Genomic DNA, 21,743 nt, shown 5'->3' with positions numbered 1-21,743 from the left:
CGGGTCAGCTGGTCAATGCGGTCTGCATCTGCTGCAGCTTGGCGCGCACCGACGTGTCGAGCACTTCATCGCCAACCACGACGCGCACGCCACCGATCAGCGAGTTATCCACGGTCACCGACGGGTTCAGGTTGCGGCCGAAGCGCTTCTGCAGCGTCGCAACCAGGTCGTTTATCTGCGCCGGCGTCAGCTCGAACGCGCTCACGATTTCCGCATCCGCCGCGCCTTCCTGCGCATTTTTCAATGCATGGAATTGCAGCGCGATTTCCGGCAGCAGTGCCAGGCGACCGTTTTCGACCAGCATGCCGACGAAGTTTTGGAGTTCGGCATTGGCGGGCGAGTTCAGCGCGGCGAGAAAAGTAGAGACGATCTGCTCATCGGACACCTTCGGGTTGCGCGCCAGTTCCTGCATGTCAGGATTGGCGGCCACCGACGACATGCCTGAAACGAGTTCAGACCAGGCCGCCATGTTTCCGGACTGGGCTACACGAAACAGCGCCTCGGCGTAGGGGCGGGCAATCGTTGCGAGTTCGGCCATGATTACAGCTCGGTCTTCAGTTGGTTCAACAGATCGGCATGAGCGGCGGGGTTGATTTCCCGCTTCAGGATCTGCTCGGCGCCCTGAACTGCCAGCGTTGCCACCTGGGCGCGCAGTGCGTCACGTGCCTGGCTGACTTGCTGTTCTGCGTCCGCGCGGGCCGAAGCCAGAATACGGGCTGCTTCTTCCGAGGCAGTCCGCTTTGCTTCTTCGATGATCGCCTGGGCACGCTTTTCAGCGTCGCCGATGCGCTTCTGGCCAGCGTCGTGCGCCGAAGCCAGTTCGGCTTGCACGCGCTTTTCCGCGGCAGCCATTTCCAGCTTGCCGCGCTCGGCAGCAGCCAGACCGTCCGCGATCTTCTTGGCGCGCTCGTCGAGCGCGTTCATCAATGGCGGCCACACGAATTTCATCGTGAAGACAGCCAGGATGAAGAAGACCACGAACTGAGCAAACAATGTTGCATTCAGGTTCATGGTAGTTTCCTTCTCAGAATGGCGAGTGCTGGAATCCTATTCCAGCATGAGAATCAGGACGGTCGAACCGTATTAGCCACGAACGAACGGGTTTGCGAAGGCGAACAGCATGGCGATACCAACACCGATCAGGAACGCAGCGTCGATCAGACCAGCCAGCAGGAACATCTTGGTTTGCAGGGTATTCATCAGTTCAGGCTGGCGAGCCGAAGCTTCCAGGTACTTGCCGCCCATGATGGCGATACCGATACAAGCGCCGATAGCGCCCAGACCAATGATCAAACCGCAAGCCAGTGCTACGAACGAGATGTCAGTCATGACAATTCCTTTAAGTAAAGTTAAAAATTAAAAACGAAAGGTTGAATCAGAAAGTTTTACCGCTTGCCATCAATCTGCTGATTAATGGCCTTCATGTGCCTGGCCGAGATACACCAGCGTGAGCATCATGAAGATGAACGCCTGCAACAGCACGATCAGAATGTGGAAGATGGCCCACATCGAACCGGCAATTACATGCCCAACGAAACCGAACACGGTTGCAGTCGAACCAAGCAAAGCGATCAGCAGGAACAGCAGCTCGCCGGCGTACATGTTGCCGAACAGTCGCATCGCGAGCGATACGGTTTTTGCGGCGAATTCGATGATATTGAGGAGCAGATTGAACGGCGCCAGCCAGATGCCGAACGGTGCGGCAAACAGTTCATGGACAAAGCCGCCGGCACCCTTGATCTTCACGTTGTAGTACAGCATCAGGACCAGCACGCCCAGGGCGATGCCCATGGTGCCATTCAGGTCGGCGGTTGGCACGACGCGGTGATGCGGGAACACGTGCTCGATGCCCAGCACGCTGAACAGGCTGGAAAACAGGTCAACCGGCAGGAAATCCAGGGAATTCATCAGCGCAACCCAGACGAACACGGTCAGCGCCAGCGGTGCGATGAAGCTGCGGTCGCCATGCACGATGGACTTGGCCTGGTCGTCGACCATTTCCACGACCATTTCAACGAAAGCCTGCAGACGGCCGGGGACGCCGGCGGTAGCACGACGTGCGGCCAAATACATCACGAGACAGCCGACGATGCCCATCGCAACGGACCAGAACAGCGTGTCCATGTTAATGATGGAAAAATCGACGATCTTTTCCTGATGATTGGTGGAGAAGTGTCCAAGATGGTGGACGATGTATTCGGAAGCGGTGGGAGCAGCATGCCCCGCAGCCGCCCCAGCAGCAGTTTCAGTCGCCATGTCAGTGCCTAAATAATAAGATGATGTAACTTTTCAGTGCCACGATGAAAGCGGCGATCAGCGCCAGCCAGTTCAAATCGCGGTACAGCCAGACCACCGCAGCCAACAATGCAATGGTCAGTGCAATCTTTATAAATTCACCGATGAAAAACGACATCGGATTGACGGTCTGTGATCGGCGCGCATTCGAGTACAAGCGCAGCGCAAGCAAACCATTCGGCACCACACAACACAAACCACCCAGCAATGCGGAAATCAGTGCGTGGATTCCGCCCAGCATTCCAGCCACGGCGCCAGCCAAGACCGTAGTCAACAGTTGCAGAAGGACCAGGCGAAGCATACTTGTCCAGACTCATGCAACCCGTTGGGCTCTTGCGAGTCGCGGTACGGGCCGTGTGGTTCGTGTGAAATGCAAAGGCTTGCGGATGGAGTGCGATTTCTGAAGCCACGGGATTATAAGATTATTCTTTCCGCGGCGTCAAACGTTTACTTGCACTGAAATCGCGCACAACGCGCGCTAAAAGCATGGGATCATCGGTTATGCATCACACATCGTCGAACATGTAAACGCCTACCGTAGTTTTACGTGACTGATATACAACAGCCGGAACGGCCGAGTCAGCGCAGTGTTGCGATTTGGAATGTCAACGCCGCAAGCGTGCAATCACGCCATCCAGTGCATCGAGGTTGGCAAAATCGATGACGAGCTGTCCCTTGTTACGCGCGCTGACCTTGATGGCAACCTGGGTCGCGAGCGCGTCCGACAACTCCTCCTCGAGGCGCACGATGTCGCGCGGCTTTTCACGCGGTGCGGGTTTTTGCTGCTGGTCGTCCGCCAGTGCCTGGGCTACCAGCTTTTCCGCCTCGCGGACCGAGAGCCTGCGAGCGATGATCATGTTGGCCAGGTTGATCTGGGTCGCAGCATCGACTGACAGCAAGGCGCGCGCATGGCCCATGTCGATGTCACCGGCCATCAGCATGGTTTGCACCGGCTGCGCCAGGTTGAGCAGGCGCAATAAATTGGAAACCGCACTGCGCGAGCGGCCTACCGCGCCGGCAGCCTGCTCATGGGTAAATCCGAAGTCCGAAATCAGCCGCTGTATGCCCTGCGCTTCTTCCAGCGGATTCAGATCCTCGCGCTGGATATTCTCGATCAGCGCCATCGCCGCCGCGGCATGGTCATCCACGCTCTTGACCAGTACCGGCACTTCCGTGAGGCCAGCCAGTTGCGCTGCCCGGAAGCGGCGTTCGCCGGCGATGATTTCATAGCGGCCATTGGCCTCGGGCACTGGCCTGACCAGGATGGCCTGCAGCAATCCCTGCGCGCGGATCGAATCGGCCAGTTCCGCCAGGGCACCCTCGTCCATGCGGGTGCGCGGCTGGTATTTTCCGGGCTGCAGCTTGTCGATGGCCAGCGAGGATGGCGTGCTAACTCCCATGGCTTCCGTCTCGGAAGTGTCGGAGGAGCCGCCAAGCAGCGCGTCGAGGCCGCGTCCCAGGCCCTTGGTTTTTTTGGTCGCCATGTGTCAGATCGTCATTTCATTGAGGAGTGCATATGTATCGGCTTACCAGCCCTTGATCCGCTCGACCATTTCGGCGCCGAAGGCGACATAGGCCTGGGCACCCTTGGAAGAGGGATCGAAACTCACGCCCGGCATGCCGTAGGAAGGCGCTTCGGCCAGACGCACGTTGCGCGGGATGATGGTCTTGAATACCTTGTCGCCGAAGTGCTGCTCGAGCTGGGCCGATACCTGCTGCGATAGTGTCATGCGCGGGTCGAACATCACCCGCAGCAGGCCGATGATGCGCAGGTCCGGATTGAGCTTGGCATGGACTTTCTTGATGGTATTGACCAGGTCGGACAAACCTTCCAGCGCATAGTATTCGCACTGCATCGGAATGATCACGCCATGGGCGGCGCACAGGCCGTTCAGGGTCAGCATCGACAGTGCCGGCGGGCAATCGATCAGCATGAAGTCATAGTCGGCATCCACCGCAGCCAGCGCCAGCTTCAGCCGCTTTTCACGGTTGTCCAGTTCCACCATTTCCACTTCGGCGCCCGCCAGTTCGCGGTTGGCCGGCAAGACATCGAAGCGACCGGTTTCCGACTCCTTGCGGCAGGCGGCGACGTCCGCCAGGCCAACCAGCACTTCATAGATGGAACCGTCCAGTTCAGCCTTGTTGATGCCGGCGCCCATGGTCGCATTGCCCTGCGGATCGAGGTCGACCAGCAGCACGCGCTGGCCGAGCTTGGCCAGTCCGGCTGCCAGATTCACTGCGGTGGTGGTCTTCCCCACTCCGCCTTTTTGATTTGCGACACAAAATATTCTGGCCATGGATTTGTCAGTTGGTTGTGAGTTTGATGCCGAAGCCAATCAGGAACAGGCCAGCCGCCCGATTGGCAAGCCGGGCCAGTCCGCGATGCCGTTTCAGGCGCGACGCGGCGGCATTGCCGACCAAGACCAGCAGGCTGCAGTAACACAGCGTGCAGCTGGCGATGATGGCGGCCATGACGACAAAGGTCAGGCCGCCGCGGTGCGTAGCCGGATCGATGAACAGCGGGAAAAACGCCATGTAGAACACAATGGCCTTGGGGTTGATGCTGGTGACCAGAAAGCCGCGACGGAAGTCGGCAGCGCTTGAAAATGGCACCACGCCGCTCGCCGCTTCCCTGGCCAGTAGTAGCCGCAGACCCAGCCAGGCCAGGTAAGCCGCGCCCAGATACTGCATTGCCTGGAATGCCAGCGGGTTGGCCCTGAGCAGCGCGGCGACACCCAATGCGGCGAGCAGCATCAACATGGCGTCGGCCAGCATCAGCCCGGCAACCGAGGCGAAGCCGCCGCGCACGCCATGGCGCGCAGTGCATGTAAGCACGCAGAACGTTCCCGGACCCGGCAGCATCAGAAACACCGTGGCGGCAAGAATGAGCTGCCACACATCGGAAATGCCCATGAACGGTAACGGCGCAAGCATGCTGACCTTACTCCCCTGCCCTGGCAATGAAGACCAGATGCCGTTCCGCATCCAGACCCGGCACCTGCAGCGGCTGCTTTTTTTCAACCCGCCATGCAGCCGGCAGCCGGTCGGTTTCTTCGCTGGCGGCGACGCCTTTCATCGCAATGAATCGGCCGCCCGGCGCCAGCAGGTGGCCTGCCCAGTTGACGAAGTCGGACAGATCCGCAAAGGCGCGGGAGGTGATCACGTCATACAGCGGCGTAACCTGTAACGCCTCCACCCGGCCGGTATGCACGGTGACTTTGCTCAAACCAAGCTCTGCCTTTACCTGGGTCAGGAATGCGGTCTTCTTGTGCACGGTGTCTATCATGTCGACCCGCATGTCCGGCGCCGCTTCCTGTGCCCAGATCGCCAGCACCATGCCTGGCAGTCCACCGCCTGATCCGACATCGAGCACCCGGTTTGCACCGGTAAATGCAGGCATCGCAGCGAGGGAATCGAGCAAGTGCTGCACCACCATCTGGGCTGGGTCGCGCACCGCGGTCAGGTTATAGACCGCATTCCATTTCGCCAGCAAGGCGAGATAGTCGAGCAGCTTTGCCACCTGCGCCTGGCTCAGGTTGAGCGACAATCCCGCGATGCCCTCTTCCAGCTGGACTGAGAGTGCGGCACGGTCGAATGCCGGCGCTCTCATGACGCGCTGGTTCCGGCGGGCACTGCAGAAAACTCGCGGAAGCCGCCTTTCTTGAGATGCACGAGCAGCAGCGAAATTGCCGCCGGCGTAACGCCCGCGATACGGGATGCCTGGCCCAGCGTCTCCGGTTTATGCTTGTTCAGCTTCTGCCGCACTTCCATCGACAGCGCCTTGACCTGCATGTAGTCCAGTTCGGCGGGCAGCTTCAGGTTTTCGAAGTGTTCATGCCGCTCCACTTCCTTCGCCTGGCGGTCGATGTAGCCGGCATATTTCAGCTGGATTTCGATCTGTTCGCGCACGGCGTCAGCGAGAGGTTGTTCGGCAGAGAACTTCCTTCCGTCAACTGACTGCATAGACATCAATAAGTCGTAGTTCACATTAGGACGGCGCAAGAGGTCGGCGAGGTTGTACTCGCGCTCCATGGCCTTGCCGAGAACCCGTTCAGCTTCCAGCGATGCAACCAGCTTTGGGCTGACCCAGGTCGATTTGAGGCGCTCGATTTCACGTGAAACAGCCTCGCGTTTTTCCTCGAATGCCTGCCATTGCGCATCGCCGACGCAACCCAACTTCCGGCCAATTTCGGTCAGACGCATATCGGCATTGTCCTCGCGAAGACTTAGGCGGAATTCGGCACGGCTGGTAAACATGCGATACGGCTCCATCACGCCTTGGGTAATCAGGTCGTTAACGAGCACGCCGAGATAGGCTTCATCACGCCTTGGCGTCCATGCTTCCCTGCCCTGCGTTTGCAGCGCGGCATTCAGTCCGGCCAGCATGCCCTGGGCGGCGGCTTCTTCATATCCGGTCGTGCCATTGATCTGGCCGGCGAAGAACAAACCCTGGATGACGCGGGTTTCTAGCGATGCCTTTAACCCTCTCGGATCGAAATAGTCGTATTCGATCGCATAGCCCGGACGGAGGATATGCGCATTTTCCAGGCCGATCATGGAGCGCACCAGTTCCAGTTGCACGTCGAATGGCAGGCTGGTGGAGATGCCGTTCGGGTAAAACTCGTTGGTCGTCAGGCCTTCCGGCTCCAGGAAAATCTGGTGGGATTCCTTGTCCGCGAAGCGGTGGATCTTGTCTTCGATCGACGGACAATAGCGCGGGCCGACGCCTTCGATGACGCCGGTGTACATCGGGCTGCGGTCCAGACCGCCGCGAATCACGTCATGGGTACGGGCGTTGGTATGGGTAACCCAGCATGGCACCTGCCGCGGATGCATGGCGGTGTTCCCCATGACCGAGAATACCGGCACCGGATCGAGGTCACCCGGTTGTTCGGTCAGGCGCGTGAAGTCGATGCTGCGGCCATCGATACGTGGCGGCGTGCCGGTTTTCAGCCGGCCTTGCGGCAGCTTCAGTTCCTTCAGCCTGGCCGAAAGCGACACGGCAGGAGGATCACCGGCGCGGCCGGCAGAATAATTATTCAGGCCGACGTGGATCTTCCCATCCAGAAAAGTGCCTGCGGTGAGTACCACGGCACGGCTGCGGAAGCGGATACCCACTTGGGTTACCGCGCCGACGACGCGGTCGCCCTCCACCATCAGGTCGTCAACTGCCTGCTGAAATAGCCACAAGTTAGGCTGGTTTTCGAGGCGTGAGCGGATGGCCTGCTTGTACAGGATGCGGTCGGCTTGCGCTCGCGTGGCGCGAACGGCGGGGCCTTTTGAGGAATTCAGGATGCGGAACTGGATGCCGGCTTCGTCGGTGGCAATTGCCATCGCGCCGCCCATGGCGTCGACTTCCTTTACCAGGTGGCCTTTACCGATGCCGCCGATAGACGGGTTGCAGGACATCTGGCCCAGGGTTTCAATATTGTGGGTCAGCAGCAGGGTCTTCTGCCCCATGCGTGCCGCGGCGAGCGCAGCTTCAGTGCCGGCGTGGCCGCCGCCAACGACGATGACATCAAATTCAGTAGGAAATAGCATTGTGCGCCTCGGTGAGACGATGAACAGAGGCGAGATTATAGAGTCTTTTCTTTCGGTGCCGCTTTGGTGGCGCAGATGTTTGTCCTTTGTTTCACGTGAAACAGACAGACGTAATCCACCTTTTGTTTCACGTGAAACCAATTAATGCATCAGAAACGCGTCATACCCTGTCTTCAAGATCAGCGCGCTTACAACAAACAGGAAGATCTTCCTGACGAAGCCGCTTCCATGCCGCAATGCCAGCCTGCTACCGATGAGCGAACCAGCCACATTCAATACCGCCATCATGATCCCGACCTTCCACAACAGATGTCCGCTGTAACCAAACCACAGCAGCGCGGCAAGGTTACAGGCAACGTTGACAATCTTGGACACCGCCGCTGCGCTCAGAAAGTTGTATCCAAAGACACGCACAAACAGGAACACCAGAAAGCTGCCGGTGCCAGGGCCAAAGAAACCGTCATAGAAACCGATGCTTCCTCCAATCAGCACCGCCAGTGATTTTTCCTGCCAGCCTGCATGTAGGGGCGCATGGTGCGCGCCGAGGTCTTTCTTCTTCAGCGTGTAAACCGCTACGGCAACGAGGATAAAGGGCAGCAGCTTGCGGATGAAATCGGGCGGAATTTTGGTTACCGTATAAGCGCCCAGAAAGGACAGCACGAAAGCCGCACCAGCGGCAGGCGCAGCAGTCGACCATTGGATCGTGATCCGACGCGCAAAGTTGATTGCTGCTGCACCGGTACCCCAGATCCCGGCCAGTTTGCTGGTACCCAGCAGCGTTGCCGGCGCCACCGTCGGCAGAGTGGAGAACAATGCCGGTATCTGGATCAGCCCTCCCCCACCGACTACTGCATCAATCAATCCGGCGAGAAAGGCGGCCGCAGCTAGCACCAGGTAATCCGTCATGTCTTCTTGCTCTTCTGGTTGAGGCGCCCAGGTTGCCGGGCAAAAAGACAGGCACCTTAGCAGTTAGCCCGGCGCATGTCATCTTGCTACAATCGCCGGACAAGGAGACAAGATGAACACTTACAACACATTTACCTTCAGCACCGTACCCAACATTGTGTGCGAGACAGGCGCCGTACAGAGGCTTGGGACACTGCTCAGACAACAGTTTCCAGATGTCAAAAACGCTCTGATCGTGACAGACCGGGGATTTCTCGGGACAGGCCTGATCGATGCGCCCCGAGCCAGCCTGGTGGAAGCCGGCATACAGGTGCAGACGTATTCCGATGTCCTGGCTGACCCGCCTGAACACATTGTCCTGCAGGCGGCCGACAGCGCAAGACAGTATGGCGTAGACATCGTCATCGGCTTTGGCGGCGGCAGTTCGATGGATGTCGCCAAGCTGATTTCCATCCTGGCCGGAAGCGAGCAGCCGCTGTCCAGCATGTATGGCATAGGCAATGTCCAAGGACGGCGATTGCCCTTGTTGCAGATTCCCACCACCGCTGGCACCGGCTCTGAGGTGACACCGATTTCGATTGTGACGACAGGCGAGACAACCAAGATGGGCGTGGTGTCGCCCAAGCTGTATGCCGACCTTGCTATCCTTGACGCATCGTTGACAGTCGGCTTGCCGCCCAAGGTGACTGCCGCTACCGGCATTGACGCCATGGTGCATGCGATAGAGGCCTATACCACCAGGCACAAGAAAAATGCGCTCTCCGACATGCTTGCCCGGGAGGCATTGAAGTTACTTTCTAGAAATCTCGTTGTCGCCTGTGAGGATGGCAGCAACCTGGAGGCACGGCAGGCAATGCTGCTCGGCGCAATGCTGGCTGGCCAGGCATTCTCCAATGCACCGGTGGCCGCGGTGCATGCGCTTGCCTATCCGATTGGCGGCATATTCCACGTTCCGCACGGCTTGTCCAATGCCCTGGTGCTGCCCCATGTGCTGCGCTTCAATGCCAGCCATGCCGCGTCCAGCTATGCCGAACTGGCCGATATCGTGGCGCCAGGCGCCCAGGGCAGCGACGAAGCGCGCAGCCAGTCACTGATCGTCGCAGTCGAAGAACTTGCAAAACGGGTTGGCATTGAAACCACGCTGCGTGAAGTCGGCATTACCGAAGCCGACCTCGACCGCCTGGCCGACGACGCCATGCTGCAGACCCGGCTGCTCGTCAACAATCCGCGTGAATTGCAACGCGCCGACGCGCGGGCAATCTACGCTGCCGCCTTGTAGACTGCAGGTCGCGAGACAGGGCAGGCAGCGCCGCCCTGTCTCGCCGCCCCCTCCCCTTTCCACTGTCAGAGAGACAGACGGCACCAGCACTTGGCTGCCGCAGCCAAAGACGCTGCCGGTAGCGATGCCAACCTTTCTACCTGCCAATCCAAACTGAGCGAGCGTCCGGGCATGGCGTGCACCCGAAGCCTGCGCGAACACCCGCCAGTGCTGCAGCACAGCTTCGCCTGGCTGAACCAACGATCAATCCTGCGTCACACGGTACGGCACGGGAATGGAGCAGGCTTGCCCTGCTCTGCTTCACACTCCATGGAACCCGTCGTTCAGATTCGTCCCATACGGTCTTCTACGCGCCCTGGAAGCTGATCCAGCAATCCCCAGGACAGACCGGGCCATAGGCAGACACAGTGACGGTACTTGCCATCACGAGAATTCAACCGCCGCAGATGGCTTGTGATGGCAGCGTCCACAGCCTCCCGGGGCTCATGACAGCCTCGCGGACTACGCTTCATTTTTTGTCGGACTCACACATGCAATCCAGCAATCCAACTGATGGCACCAGCGGTTCAAGCTTTTCCTACGTCCTGTCCGATTCGGATAGCACCCCAGTCGACGGTGACAGTTGCAATGGGCAAGCCGCGACCGGCCAGGATGGCGCAACGCGGCAACCCCGCCTGCATGCCGGCAACCGTTCAGGCACACCGCTGTTATCCGACGCCGACGCCCGCCTGCCGGATGACCATGCCCAAGCAATCGGCGTGCTCAATGAGCATCTTCGGCCTTTGCGCGGCACCAATCCAATCGACCTGGAACAGGTTCTGCAGTTCTTTGACGCCATCAAGGCATCAGAACAGAAGCTCAAGGCCTTCATGCGCGACGATCCGCATGACGCGGCACTCCGCAGGCTGGCCGACGGCCTGTATGTCCTCCTTCCTCGTCTGCGCGTCCTGCTCTGCGGCGATGGCAGCGCCAGCCTCGACATCAACACCATCCACACCCTGTGCATGGGCCTGTCCACCTGCGTGGCGCCGGCAGCGGGAACAATGTTCGAGAAGGAGCGCCTGCAAAGGCTGAGGCCGGACCTGCAGGCAATCACCGACGTGCTGATGGAACGTGCATGCGAAGCCGGCCTGCCGGCAGCGACCGCCTCGATCGGCGTCGTGCTCGATATCCTGAACTGGGCCAGTCGCGCCCTCAAGGCTGAGTGCATTGAAGTAAGCCAGCCTATCGAGAAAGTGTTCAATAAGGCACTGACCGTGTTCGAGGAATCGCTGGCGGGCAAACTGAACACCTGCGGACTGACCACGCACCAACTCGGCAAATGCGCCGTGCAGATCAACACCATCTTCCAGTTCCGCTTAATAAAAGTCGATAGCAGCGAGAAAGGCCTGGCCGGCCGCCGCCGTCTGGCCACCTGCGGCGAGTGGCTGTGTTCCAGCGACATGGCAGCCCGGCTGGGGACAGGAAGGGTCGATGCCGTGGCCTGCACGAATGTATGCAATCTGGTCAAGGACATGATGGCGCACGGCCTGCTGCCGGCGGCTACAAACGTCCTGCTCTCGCAGGGGCTGGCGGGGCTGGTTGGGGTAATCCTGCGGATTTCTGCTGATCAGATGCTTGCAGACGACTGCCGCACATTATCCAATTGCGCCAATTTCCTGCGGGTGCTCGGCGAGCACGGCGCGAGCCTGCCGGAGCAGGCACTGGTACCGAATTGGGTCGCTGCCAGCCATGCCCTGCTTGGCGTGATGAATGACGAGGCGTTCATGGACTGCCTGCCGAGCGGCCAGGCGGTAGCGAACCTGATCAGCTTTGTGAAGCGCTGCGACCGTCACCTGCGGCAAAGCCTTCCCGCTGGCGGCACCACAACGACCATGATGCCTGCCAGGCTGACTACCACGACGGCCGCCGCCACTGCCCCGGCCACCGACAGCACCGCCCCGGGGTTCGCGCAAGATCAACTGCGCAGAGCTGCGAACCATTTGATCCAGCATTCACTACACTGCACCCCAGACGCATTTACTGGCCCCAAAACCCTCAGTGGACTCTTGTCAGGCCTGGACTACGTCGTGCGCCGCAATCTGGCATCAGCCACGCCCGAACTGAAGACTTTCATGGCGGGGCTGATGGACAACATGGCCTGGTGCTCCTCGACGTGGAAGGAGAAATCGCGCATGGTGGCATTGCCGGCGCTACGCGGCTTGCTGAGCGCGAAGTTGGTGACCCTGGCGCAGGCGCAACCTGGCCTGGCTGCGTTACTGGGTCCGTGCAACAACCCGAGCGGCTACAGCATGGAAGACCTGGCAGCCGCCATCCGGGACAGAGGCGTGATCGAGGACGAGGTCCTTGCACTGCCGCCAGCTGAGGCAGTACTGAAGGTGCTGACGTCGCCTTCGCGCAAAGCGATTCGGCCCGCACTGCCGCCAGGCTATACGCGGATCATCCCGCCGTCCACCGCCAGCAGCAGTCACAGCGATAGGGGCAGGATGGCCGCGCCCACCTTCCGGGCCGCCACGTCCCTGCGGACTACCACCTTGGCCGCCGCGAACAAGCCGGAAAGCCAGGGGTGGCACAGTCCGCGCAAGGTCGCCAGGGCAAACCGTCAGACCGAGGCCTATGGCGTCAGGTCTGCGGCTCTGCCACAAGCGCAGCAGCCGGCGCCGTCGATGGCCGCCACGCCGCCACAGCGCAAGGCAGAGCCACAACCCAAGCCGGCCAGCGCTACACCACGCAAGCCGGCGACACACGCCAAGCCCGCCCAAAAGCGACACCAGCAAACGAGCCGCGCCCTGAACCCCACCGCCAGGCCGGAAGACGAATGGTTTGACTTGCTCAACTCCAGGGATCCAGAAGCGCTGGAACGCCTCAAGCGACTGGCCGGCCAGCCCGGCCTGCTCAATCGGAAGAAAGGAAAAGGCCTGGAAAGCCTAGGCGCGCTGGCATGCGCGCTCGCTTCCGGCCAACTGACGGTCGTGATGTGGCTGCTGGCTCCTGAGACTGGATACCGCTTCGACGAACAGATTGGCCCATTCCTGAGCGCGGTGCAACAGAACATTGCGTTGCTGGATGACGAGGTAATCACATCCCTCGATTACTTTCTCGCCAGGCAGGATGAGGCAGCCAGGACGGACCTCCAACGCCACTTCGCCACGCACCAGCCGACCAGCGTGGCCATGCAAAACCTGCTGGAGCGCCACGGATTGATAGCTGCGGAGACGAAGATCCCGACGTTCAAAACCACCACGACCGAGACAGGCGCCACGACAACGACAACCACAACCACTACCACAGCCGGAAATCGCCAGACTTTTGATCCGGAAGACGCTCAGGCGCAAATCAGGCTGGGCGATTGCTACTGGAACGGCACAGGCGTGAGCGTGGACAAGGCCCAGGCCTTTGCGTGGTATAGCGCGGCTGCGAACCAGGGACTTGCCGAGGCGCAACTCAGGCTGGGCAATTGCTACTGGAACGGCACGGGCGTGAGCGTGGACAAGGCCCAGGCCTTCGCGTGGTATCGCGCGGCTGCGAACCAGGGGCTCGCCGAGGCGCAAAGCGGCGTCGGCTATTGCTATCAGAAGGGCATAGGCGTGAAGGAACACAAGGCCCGGGCCGCCGGCTGGTATCGCACGGCCGCAAGGAATGGGGACGCCAACGCGCAATACAACCTGGGCATGTGCCATGAATTTGGCATAGGCGTGAACGTGAACATGGCCACTGCCTTCGAGTGGTTTGGCAAGGCTGCGCATCAGGGGCTCGCTCAAGCGCAATTCGCTCTGGGCAATTGCTATGAGAACGGCACAGGCGTGAAGAAAGACATGGCCGCGGCCTTCGCGTGGATTAGCAAGGCTGCGTATCAAGGGCTCGCTGAGGCGCAATTAAACCTGGGCATGTGCTATGAGCATGGCGCCGGTGTAATCAGGGACTACGCCAAGGCCGCCGAGTGCTATGAAAAGGCGGCGAACCAAGGGCTCGCTCGGGCGCAAGTCAACCTCGGCAATTGCTATTGGAATGGCACGGGTGTAACCAGGGACTACGCCAGGGCCGCAGAGTGCTATGAGAAGGCTGCGAACCAGAGGTTCGCTGATGCCCAGGTCAACCTGGGCAATTGCTATTGGTATGGCAGAGGTGTACCCAAGGATTACGCCAAGGCCATGGCGTGGTACGGGAAGGCGGCGAACCAGGGGCTCGCTGATGCGCAAGTCAACCTGGGCAATTGCTATCGGAATGGCACGGGTGTACCCAAGGACGACGCCAAGGCCTTTGCGTGGTATGAGAAAGCTGCGATCCAGGGGGTCGCTGGGGCGCAAGACAACCTGGGCAATTGTTATTGGAATGGCATCGGTGTAAGCAAGGACTACGCAAAGGCCGCCGAGTGGTATGAGAAGGCTGCTAGCCAAGGGTTCGCTGGGGCGGAGCTCAACCTGGGCAGTTGCTATTGGAATGGCACGGGTGTACCCAAGGACGACGCCGAGGCGCTGGCATGGTACGAGAAGGCTGCGAACCAGGGGCTCGCCGAGGCTCAATTTATCGTAGGCAACTTCTATTGGAACGGCATAGGCGTAAAGGAAGACAAGGCTCGGGCCATCAGATGGCTTGGCAAGGCTGCGAACCAGGGATACGCCAAGGCGCAATTCGACCTTGGCACATTCTTGCTGGAGGGCAAAAGCGTGAAAAAGGACCAGGACCAAGCGATCGAATGGTATCGGACGGCCGCAAACCAGGGGCTCGTCGAGGCGCAATTTTCCCTGGGCCGTTGCTATTGGTACGGGATAGGCGTGCACAAGGACACGAACCAGGCCACCCAGTGGTTTCGCAAAGCCGCGGACCAGGGATACACCCGGGCGAACGAATTTTTAAACTGATGTTCTCCATTTTCACGTCCCGATTCATTTAAATATTTTTAAATTTCAAGCACTTATGGTGCTTTTGCGTTCTCACGGCATAGGCGGCCGCCTCGACTGCGCTTTCAATTCCAAGTATGGAAAATAATAAAATCTGGCCGCCGGCATGGCGATTTCGAGAATAGGCATGGCCACGAGGCCGCCCTCCCCTGTCCTTTTGCACCCCCTCGTACGCGCCCCATAAAAAAACCCGCTGTTCATCACAGCGGGTTTTTCACCGGGTATTTGCCGTCAATGCCGTGAGGCAGGCCGGATGCGCGCCGCGATCTCGCCCACGATGCCACGCCTGAATGCCAGCACGCAGATGATGAAGATCAGGCCAGTGACGATGGTGACCGAATCGCCGAGCGTATTGAACCACTCGATGCTGGTCAGCCGTGCCAGTCCATTGCCCAGGTCGCCCAGCTTGTTTTCCAGCGCGATGATCACAATGGCGCCGACCACCGGGCCGACGATGGTCCCCAGGCCGCCTACAAGCGTCATCAGCACCACCAGGCCGGACATCGTCCAGTGGGCATCGGTCAGCGTCTCGAAGCCCAGCACAAGGGTCTTGGTGGCCCCTGCAAGGCCCGACAGCGCGGCCGACAGCACGAAGGCCAGCAGCTTGTACCTGTCCACGTCATAGCCCAGCGAGATCGCGCGCGGCTCGTTTTCCTTCACCGCCTTCAGCACCTGGCCGAATGGCGAGTGGATGATGCGAACGATCAGCGCGAAAGCCGCAATCACGATGGCCAGCACCACGAAATACATGGTGACGTCATTCGACAGGTCCAGCATGCCCAGCAGGCGGCCGCGCGGCACGCCCTGCAGGCCATCCTCGCCGCCGGTGAACGGCGCCTGCAGGAATACGAAGAACAGCATCTGGGCCAGCGCCAGCGTGATCATCGTGAAGTAGATGCCCTGCCGGCGTATCGCCAGGCCGCCCATCACCAGGCCCACCAGCGCAGCGAACGCGGTGCCGGCCAGCAGGCCGATCTCGGTCGGCAGGCCCATGCCCTTCAGTGCATAGCCGGTGATATAGCCGGCACCGCCGAAGAAGGCCGCGTGGCCGAAGGAAAGCAGGCCGGTATAGCCGATCAGCAGGTTGAAGGCGCAGGCAAACAGCGCGAAGCACAGCACCTTCATCAGGAACACCGGGTACAGGAAGAACGGCGCGGCCAGCGCCAGCAGCAGCGCAATGCCGTACAGCAGTTTCTTATTCATTGCCATCTCCGATTACTTTTCTTTGCCGAACAGGCCGGCGGGACGAATCATCAGCACGATCGCCATGATGATGAACACCACGGTGGCCGACAGCTGCGGATAGAACACCCGCGTCAGGCCTTCGATGATGCCCAGGCCCAGGCCGGTCAGGATCGAGCCCATGATGGAACCCATGCCGCCGATCACGACCACCGCGAACACGGTGATGATCAGGTTGGAACCCATCAGCGGCGACACCTGGATCACCGGCGCGGCCAGCACGCCGGCAAAAGCTGCAAGCGCCACGCCGAAGCCGTAGGTCAGCGTGACCATCAGCGGCACGTTGATGCCGAAGGCCTCCACCATCTTCGGGTTCTCGGTGCCGGCGCGCAGGTAGGCGCCCAGCTTGGTCTTTTCAATCACGAACCAGGTCACGAAACAGACGATCAGCGAAGCCACCACCACCCAGGCGCGGTAATTGGGCAGCACCATGAAGCCGAGGTTGGTCGCACCGCTCAGGGCGCTGGGTACCGAATAAGGCTGGCCGGAGACGCCATAGACCGAGCGGAACACGCCCTCCACCATCAGCGTGATGCCGAAGGTCAGCAGCAGGCCATACAGATGGTCCAGCTTGTAGAGCCAGCGCAGCATGGTCTTTTCAATAATGATGCCGAACAGGCCGACAATCAGCGGCGCGGCTACCAGCATCACCCAGTAATTGATGCCGAAGTAGCTCAAGCCCATCCAGGCGATGAATGCGCCCATCATGTACAGGGCGCCATGGGCGAAGTTGATCACGTTGAGCAAGCCGAAGATCACGGCCAGCCCAAGCGACAACATCGCGTAGAACGAGCCATTGACCAGGCCCAGCAGCAGCTGGCTCAACATCGCCTGCAGGGGTATGCCGAAAATTTCCATCGCGCTTATCTCAAATCATCCGGCCGGAGCCGGACGGGCACAGAAAAAACGGCGCGCGAACCAGCCGCGCGCCGCACACAGGCTGCTGATTATTTCCAGGCAGCGCACTTGGTTTCGGCTTTGGTCGTGAAAGCCTGGTCGCCCGGAATCGTCGCCACGATCTTGAAGTAGTCCCACGGCGTCTTGGATTCGTTGGGCGCCTTCACCTGCATCAGGTACATGTCATGGATCATGCTGCCGTCGGCGCGGATGGTGCCGTTCTTGGCATACATGTCGTTGATCTTGCTGGACTTGAACTTCTCCCAGGCCTTTTCGGTGTCATCGGTGCCGGCTGCCTTGACCGCGTTCAGATACTGCAGCGTGGCCGAATAGTCTGCCGCCTGCAGGCTCGATGGCATCTTCTTCATCTTGCTGAAGTAGCGCTTGGCGAAGGCGCGGGTGTCGTCGTTCTGGTCCCAGTACCAGCTGTCGGTCAGGTACATGCCCTGGGTCAGCGCCGGCGTCAGCGAGTGGACGTCATTGATGAACATCAGCAGGCCGGCCAGCTTCATGGTCTTGGTCACGCCGAATTCATTGGCGGCCTTGATCGCATTGATGGTGTCGCCGCCGGCGTTGGCCAAGCCCAGGATCTGGGCCTTGGAAGCCTGCGCCTGCAGCAGGAAGGACGAGAAGTCCGATGCCGACAGCGGATGCTTGACCGAGCCCAGCACCTGGCCGCCGGATGCCTTGACCACGGCCGAGGTATCGTTCTCCAGCGAAGCGCCGAAGGCGTAGTCGGCGGTCAGGAAGTACCAGGACTTGCCGCCCTGCTTCACCACCGCGCCGCCCGTGCCCTTGGCCAGCGCCACGGTGTCATAGGCATAGTGCACGGTATAGGGCGAGCATTCCTCGTTGGTCAGGCGCGCGGTGCCGGCGCCGATCGAGATGAAGGGCTTCTTCTTCTCGGCCGCGACCTTGGCCATCGCCAGGCCGGTTGCCGAGTTGGTGCCGCCGATCAGCATGTCCACGCCTTCACGGTCGAACCATTCGCGCGCCTTGCTGGCGGCGATGTCGGCCTTGTTCTGGTGGTCGGCGGTGACGAGCTCGATCTTCTTGCCGTTGACCGTGCCGCCGAAGTCGGCAATCGCCATCTTGATGGCTTCGGCGCCGCCCTGGCCGTCGATGTCGGAGTACAGGCCCGAGATATCGGTGATGAAGCCGATCTTCACTACGTCGCCGGAGATCTGCGCGTTCGCGCCTGCGCCGAAACCCATGGCGGCAATCGATGCCACTGCCATCGCAATTACTTTAGCCTTCAACTTCATTGTCTTCTCCTTGATGAATGGGGCGATGCCTTTATGCTGTCCCGGGCCCGGGTTCAGACCCCGAGCAGTTCGTTTAACACCGGCATCTTGGCGTTCAATTCGGATGCAGCAAAGGTCTCCACGATCTGACCATGCTCCACCACGTAAAACCGGTCCGCGAGCGGTGCCGCGAAACGGAAATTCTGTTCCACCATCACGATGGTGTAACCCTTGGCCTTCAGGGTTGTGATCATGCGCGCCAGCGCCTGCACGATGACCGGCGCCAGGCCTTCGGAAATCTCGTCGAGCAGCAGGAGGCGCGCGCCGGTGCGCAGGATGCGCGCCACCGCCAGCATCTGCTGCTCGCCGCCGGACAGTCGGGTGCCCTGGCTGTTGCGGCGCTCCGCCAGGTTGGGAAACATGTCGTAGATCTCTTCGATCGACATGCCGCGGTCGGTCTTGGACACCGACGGCGGCAGCATCAGGTTTTCCTCGGCCGACAGCGACGAGAAGATGCCGCGCTCTTCCGGGCAATAGCCCACGCCCAGGTGCGCCACCCGGTAGGTCGGCAGCTGTATCGCCTCGGCGCCGTTGATCCTGATGGAGCCGCGGCGCGCGCCGGTCAGGCCCATGATGGCGCGCAGCGTGGTGGTGCGCCCGGCGCCGTTGCGGCCGAGGAGCGTGACGACCTCGCCCTTGCTCACTGAAAAACTGAGGTCGTGCAGAATATGCGATTCGCCATACCAGGCGTGCAGGTTGGCGACTTCAAGCGCTTTTTCCATGTGTGCTTTCCAGACCGGCGGCAGCAGAGCGTGCCGCCGCCGTGTTGATCAATGTGCGCCTTCGAGCGCGCCGCTGGTGGTGCCCATATAGGCTTCCATCACCTGGGGATTCGACGACACTTCCTGGTAGTTGCCCTCGGCCAGCATGGCGCCGCGCTGCAATACCGAGATGCGGTCGCAGATGCCCGAGACCACGCTCATGTTGTGTTCCACCATCAGGATGGTGCGGCCGGCCGATACCTTCTTGATCAGCGCGGTGACGCGGTGGACGTCTTCGTGGCCCATGCCCTGGGTAGGCTCGTCGAGCAGCATGAGTTCGGGCTCCATGCCCAGCGTGGTGGCGATCTCCAGCGCACGCTTGCGGCCGTATGGCAGGTCCACCGTGACGGTGTCGGCGAACTCGGTCAGGTCGACTTCGGCCAGCAAGGCCATCGCGCGGTCATTCAGGCGCGACAGCGTGCGTTCGCTGGTCCAGAAGTGGAAGGAATTGCCAAGCGCGCGCTGCAGGCCGATGCGCACGTTTTCCATCACGGTGAGATGCGGGAAGACGGCCGAGATCTGGAACGAGCGGATGATGCCCTGGCGCGCGATCTGCGCCGGTGCTGCCGAAGTGATGTCGCGGTTATTGAACAGGATCTGGCCCGCCGTTGGCACCAGGAACTTGGTCAGCAGGTTGAAGCAGGTGGTCTTGCCGGCGCCGTTGGGGCCGATCAGTGCATGGATATGGCCCCGCTGGACCTGAAGATTCACATCGTTCACCGCAGTGAATCCCTTGAACTCCTTGGTCAGGTGCCTGGTCTCCAGAATGACATCGGCCATGGGGTCTCCTGTGTGGCTCTTGCTTATTCGTCTAGATTTTTCGCATCCTACACAGCGCCTGATCTTTTTAGCAATACGGTATAACTACCGTGCGTCAAGCTTTGTTACTGTGTTTTGCGCTAGCGCATCATACATGCGCCTGCTGCAGTTGTTCAACAAATAAGAGGCTGTTCCACGGCGTGCGGGTCGATGCCGTCAACGATAGCTCGCGCGTAGCAGCGCAGCCGCCTTTTCGGCAATCATGATGGTGGGCGAATTCGGATTGCCGGAGGTGATGACGGGCATGATGGACGCATCCACCACGCGCAGTCCCGCCACGCCGCGCACCCGCAGCTGGCTGTCGAGAACGGCGCTGGCATCGTCATCGCGACCCATCCTGCAGGTGCCCACCGGATGGAAGATGGTGGTGCTGATATCGCCTGCCGCGCGGGCCAGTTCCTCGTCGGTCGTCAGGTGCGCGCCGGGCTTGAATTCCTCGGGCGCATACTTTTTCATCGCCGGCGCATGGACGATGGTGCGGGTCAGCTTCAGCGATTCGGCGGCGATCTTGCGGTCTTCCGGCGTGCTCAGATAATTGGCCGTGATCTTCGGCGCCGCCGAGGCGTCGGCCGACGCGATGCGCACATGGCCGCGCGCCGTCGGCCGCAGATTGCAGACGCTGGCGGTGAAGGCCGGGAATGGATGCAGCGGTTCGCCGAAGCGCTCCAGCGACAGCGGCTGCACATGGTATTGCAGGTTGGGCGTGGCCTGGCTGGCGTCGGAGCGGGTGAAGGCGCCAAGCTGCGATGGCGCCATCGACATCGGGCCGCTCTGGTTGAGCACATACTCCATGCCGATCTTCATCTTGCCGAACCAGTTGTTGGCCATGGTGTTCAGGGTCTTGGCGCCGCTTACCTTGAAGGCCATGCGGATCTGCAGATGGTCCTGCAGGTTGTCGCCAACGCCGGGCGCATCGAGCTCGACCTTGATGCCATGCTGCTGCAGCAGCGCGCCCGGCCCGATGCCCGACAGCTGCAGGATTTGCGGCGAGCCGATGGCGCCGGCGCAAAGCAGGGTTTCACGGGTGGCATCGGCCGTCCATGCACGGCCGCCGCCGGTGAATTCGACGCCGGTGCAGGCCTTGCCGCTTTCCGTCGTCGCGATCTTCAGCCGCTGCACATGGCAGCCGGTCATGATGGTGAGGTTGCTGCGCTTGCTGGCCGGCTTCAGGAAGGCCTTGGCGGTGTTCCAGCGTATGCCGCGGCGCTGGTTGACGTCGAAGTAGCCGCAGCCATTGTTGTCGCCGCGATTGAAGTCGGCGGTCTTCGGAATGCCGACCTGTTCCGCCGCGTCGCGGAAGGCTTCCAGGATCTCCCACTTGAGGCGCTGCCTTTCCACCCGCCACTCGCCGCCGCTGCCATGGAATTCATCGGCGCCGTTGTAGTAGTCCTCGGTCTTCTTGAACAGCGGCAGCACCGCGTCCCAGCGCCAGCTGTCGTCGCCGGTCAGCGCGGCCCACTGGTCATAGTCATGCGACTGGCCGCGCATGTAGATCATGCCGTTGATCGACGAGGAGCCGCCCAGCACCTTGCCGCGCGGGTAGACCAGGCTGCGGCCATTGAGGCCGGCATCGACCTCTGTGCGGTACAGCCAGTCGGTGCGCGGATTATCGATGCAGTACAGATAGCCGACAGGGATATGGATCCAGATGTAATCATCCTTGCGGCCCGCCTCCAGCAGCAGCACGGACACATCCGGGTCCTGGGTCAGGCGGTTGGCCAGTACGCAGCCGGCCGAGCCGGCGCCGATGATGATGTAGTCGAATTTGCCTGCCGATTCCACTGTCGTCTCCCTGTCT

General features: G+C 60.7%; 19 protein-coding genes. 2 read left to right on the top strand and 17 right to left on the bottom strand.

Going from position 1 to position 21,743, the window contains the following annotated elements:
- Positions 1-4: 4 nt before the first annotated feature.
- The 11 genes from KTQ42_RS15205 to KTQ42_RS15155 all read right to left on the bottom strand — a co-directional run bounded on the left by KTQ42_RS15205 (position 5) and on the right by KTQ42_RS15155 (position 8,742).
- Positions 5-538: a F0F1 ATP synthase subunit delta gene (locus KTQ42_RS15205; protein ID WP_217346252.1), complete on the bottom strand. Its 534-nt coding sequence runs from the start codon at positions 536-538 to the stop codon at positions 5-7.
- 2 nt (positions 539-540) lie between these two features.
- Entirely contained in the window at positions 541-1,011 is a 471-nt protein-coding gene (locus tag KTQ42_RS15200) for a F0F1 ATP synthase subunit B (RefSeq protein WP_217346251.1), read from the bottom strand.
- Positions 1,012-1,083: 72 nt separating this feature from the next.
- Complete coding sequence (gene atpE / locus KTQ42_RS15195) at positions 1,084-1,329, bottom strand: F0F1 ATP synthase subunit C (protein ID WP_194714457.1); 246 nt, start codon at positions 1,327-1,329, stop codon at positions 1,084-1,086.
- An 81-nt stretch (positions 1,330-1,410) separates the two neighbouring features.
- The gene (atpB, locus tag KTQ42_RS15190; protein WP_217346250.1) at positions 1,411-2,256 is read right to left on the bottom strand and encodes a F0F1 ATP synthase subunit A; all 846 of its coding nucleotides are present in this window, start codon (positions 2,254-2,256) and stop codon (positions 1,411-1,413) included.
- 1 nt (position 2,257) lies between these two features.
- Positions 2,258-2,596, bottom strand: a complete 339-nt coding sequence (locus KTQ42_RS15185; protein ID WP_217346249.1) for an ATP synthase subunit I — start codon at positions 2,594-2,596, stop codon at positions 2,258-2,260.
- A 304-nt stretch (positions 2,597-2,900) separates the two neighbouring features.
- Positions 2,901-3,779, bottom strand: coding sequence for a ParB/RepB/Spo0J family partition protein (locus KTQ42_RS15180; protein WP_217346248.1), 879 nt, complete (start codon positions 3,777-3,779; stop codon positions 2,901-2,903).
- A 42-nt stretch (positions 3,780-3,821) separates the two neighbouring features.
- Positions 3,822-4,592: an AAA family ATPase gene (locus KTQ42_RS15175; protein WP_217346247.1), complete on the bottom strand. Its 771-nt coding sequence runs from the start codon at positions 4,590-4,592 to the stop codon at positions 3,822-3,824.
- 7 nt (positions 4,593-4,599) lie between these two features.
- Complete coding sequence (gene leuE / locus KTQ42_RS15170; RefSeq protein WP_217346246.1) at positions 4,600-5,229, bottom strand: leucine efflux protein LeuE; 630 nt, start codon at positions 5,227-5,229, stop codon at positions 4,600-4,602.
- Positions 5,230-5,236: 7 nt separating this feature from the next.
- Positions 5,237-5,905, bottom strand: a complete 669-nt coding sequence (gene rsmG / locus KTQ42_RS15165; RefSeq protein WP_217346245.1) for a 16S rRNA (guanine(527)-N(7))-methyltransferase RsmG — start codon at positions 5,903-5,905, stop codon at positions 5,237-5,239.
- Entirely contained in the window at positions 5,902-7,836 is a 1,935-nt protein-coding gene (gene mnmG, locus KTQ42_RS15160; RefSeq protein ID WP_217346992.1) for a tRNA uridine-5-carboxymethylaminomethyl(34) synthesis enzyme MnmG, read from the bottom strand. Before mnmG ends, rsmG begins: the two co-directional genes overlap by 4 nt.
- A 141-nt stretch (positions 7,837-7,977) precedes the next feature.
- Positions 7,978-8,742: a TSUP family transporter gene (locus KTQ42_RS15155; RefSeq protein ID WP_217346244.1), complete on the bottom strand. Its 765-nt coding sequence runs from the start codon at positions 8,740-8,742 to the stop codon at positions 7,978-7,980.
- A 112-nt stretch (positions 8,743-8,854) separates the two neighbouring features.
- Between KTQ42_RS15155 and KTQ42_RS15150 the strand changes: the two genes are divergently transcribed.
- Entirely contained in the window at positions 8,855-10,021 is a 1,167-nt protein-coding gene (locus KTQ42_RS15150; protein ID WP_217346243.1) for an iron-containing alcohol dehydrogenase, read from the top strand.
- Positions 10,022-10,551: 530 nt separating this feature from the next.
- Positions 10,552-14,883, top strand: coding sequence for a tetratricopeptide repeat protein (locus KTQ42_RS15145; RefSeq protein WP_217346242.1), 4,332 nt, complete (start codon positions 10,552-10,554; stop codon positions 14,881-14,883).
- Positions 14,884-15,153: 270 nt separating this feature from the next.
- Here the strand turns inward: KTQ42_RS15145 and KTQ42_RS15140 are convergent, their stop codons facing one another.
- From KTQ42_RS15140 to KTQ42_RS15115, 6 genes are all read right to left on the bottom strand, one after another.
- Complete coding sequence (locus KTQ42_RS15140) at positions 15,154-16,125, bottom strand: branched-chain amino acid ABC transporter permease (RefSeq protein WP_217346241.1); 972 nt, start codon at positions 16,123-16,125, stop codon at positions 15,154-15,156.
- 12 nt (positions 16,126-16,137) lie between these two features.
- A complete protein-coding gene (locus tag KTQ42_RS15135; RefSeq protein ID WP_217346240.1) occupies positions 16,138-17,022 on the bottom strand; it encodes a branched-chain amino acid ABC transporter permease in 885 nt (294 codons plus the stop codon).
- Between the two features lie 89 nt (positions 17,023-17,111).
- Entirely contained in the window at positions 17,112-18,326 is a 1,215-nt protein-coding gene (locus KTQ42_RS15130; RefSeq protein WP_217346239.1) for an ABC transporter substrate-binding protein, read from the bottom strand.
- Between the two features lie 53 nt (positions 18,327-18,379).
- Entirely contained in the window at positions 18,380-19,087 is a 708-nt protein-coding gene (locus tag KTQ42_RS15125; RefSeq protein WP_217346238.1) for an ABC transporter ATP-binding protein, read from the bottom strand.
- Between the two features lie 48 nt (positions 19,088-19,135).
- Positions 19,136-19,906: an ABC transporter ATP-binding protein gene (locus KTQ42_RS15120; protein ID WP_217346237.1), complete on the bottom strand. Its 771-nt coding sequence runs from the start codon at positions 19,904-19,906 to the stop codon at positions 19,136-19,138.
- Between the two features lie 195 nt (positions 19,907-20,101).
- Positions 20,102-21,727 (bottom strand): GMC family oxidoreductase N-terminal domain-containing protein, encoded by a 1,626-nt coding sequence (locus KTQ42_RS15115; RefSeq protein WP_217346236.1) that lies wholly within the window; start codon positions 21,725-21,727, stop codon positions 20,102-20,104.
- Positions 21,728-21,743: the final 16 nt, after the last annotated feature.

It is taken from the genome of Noviherbaspirillum sp. L7-7A, assembly GCF_019052805.1.
GTDB lineage: Bacteria > Pseudomonadota > Gammaproteobacteria > Burkholderiales > Burkholderiaceae_D > Noviherbaspirillum_A.
Note: the sequence above shows the minus strand (reverse complement) of the source record. Positions and strands in the feature narration are given on the sequence as shown.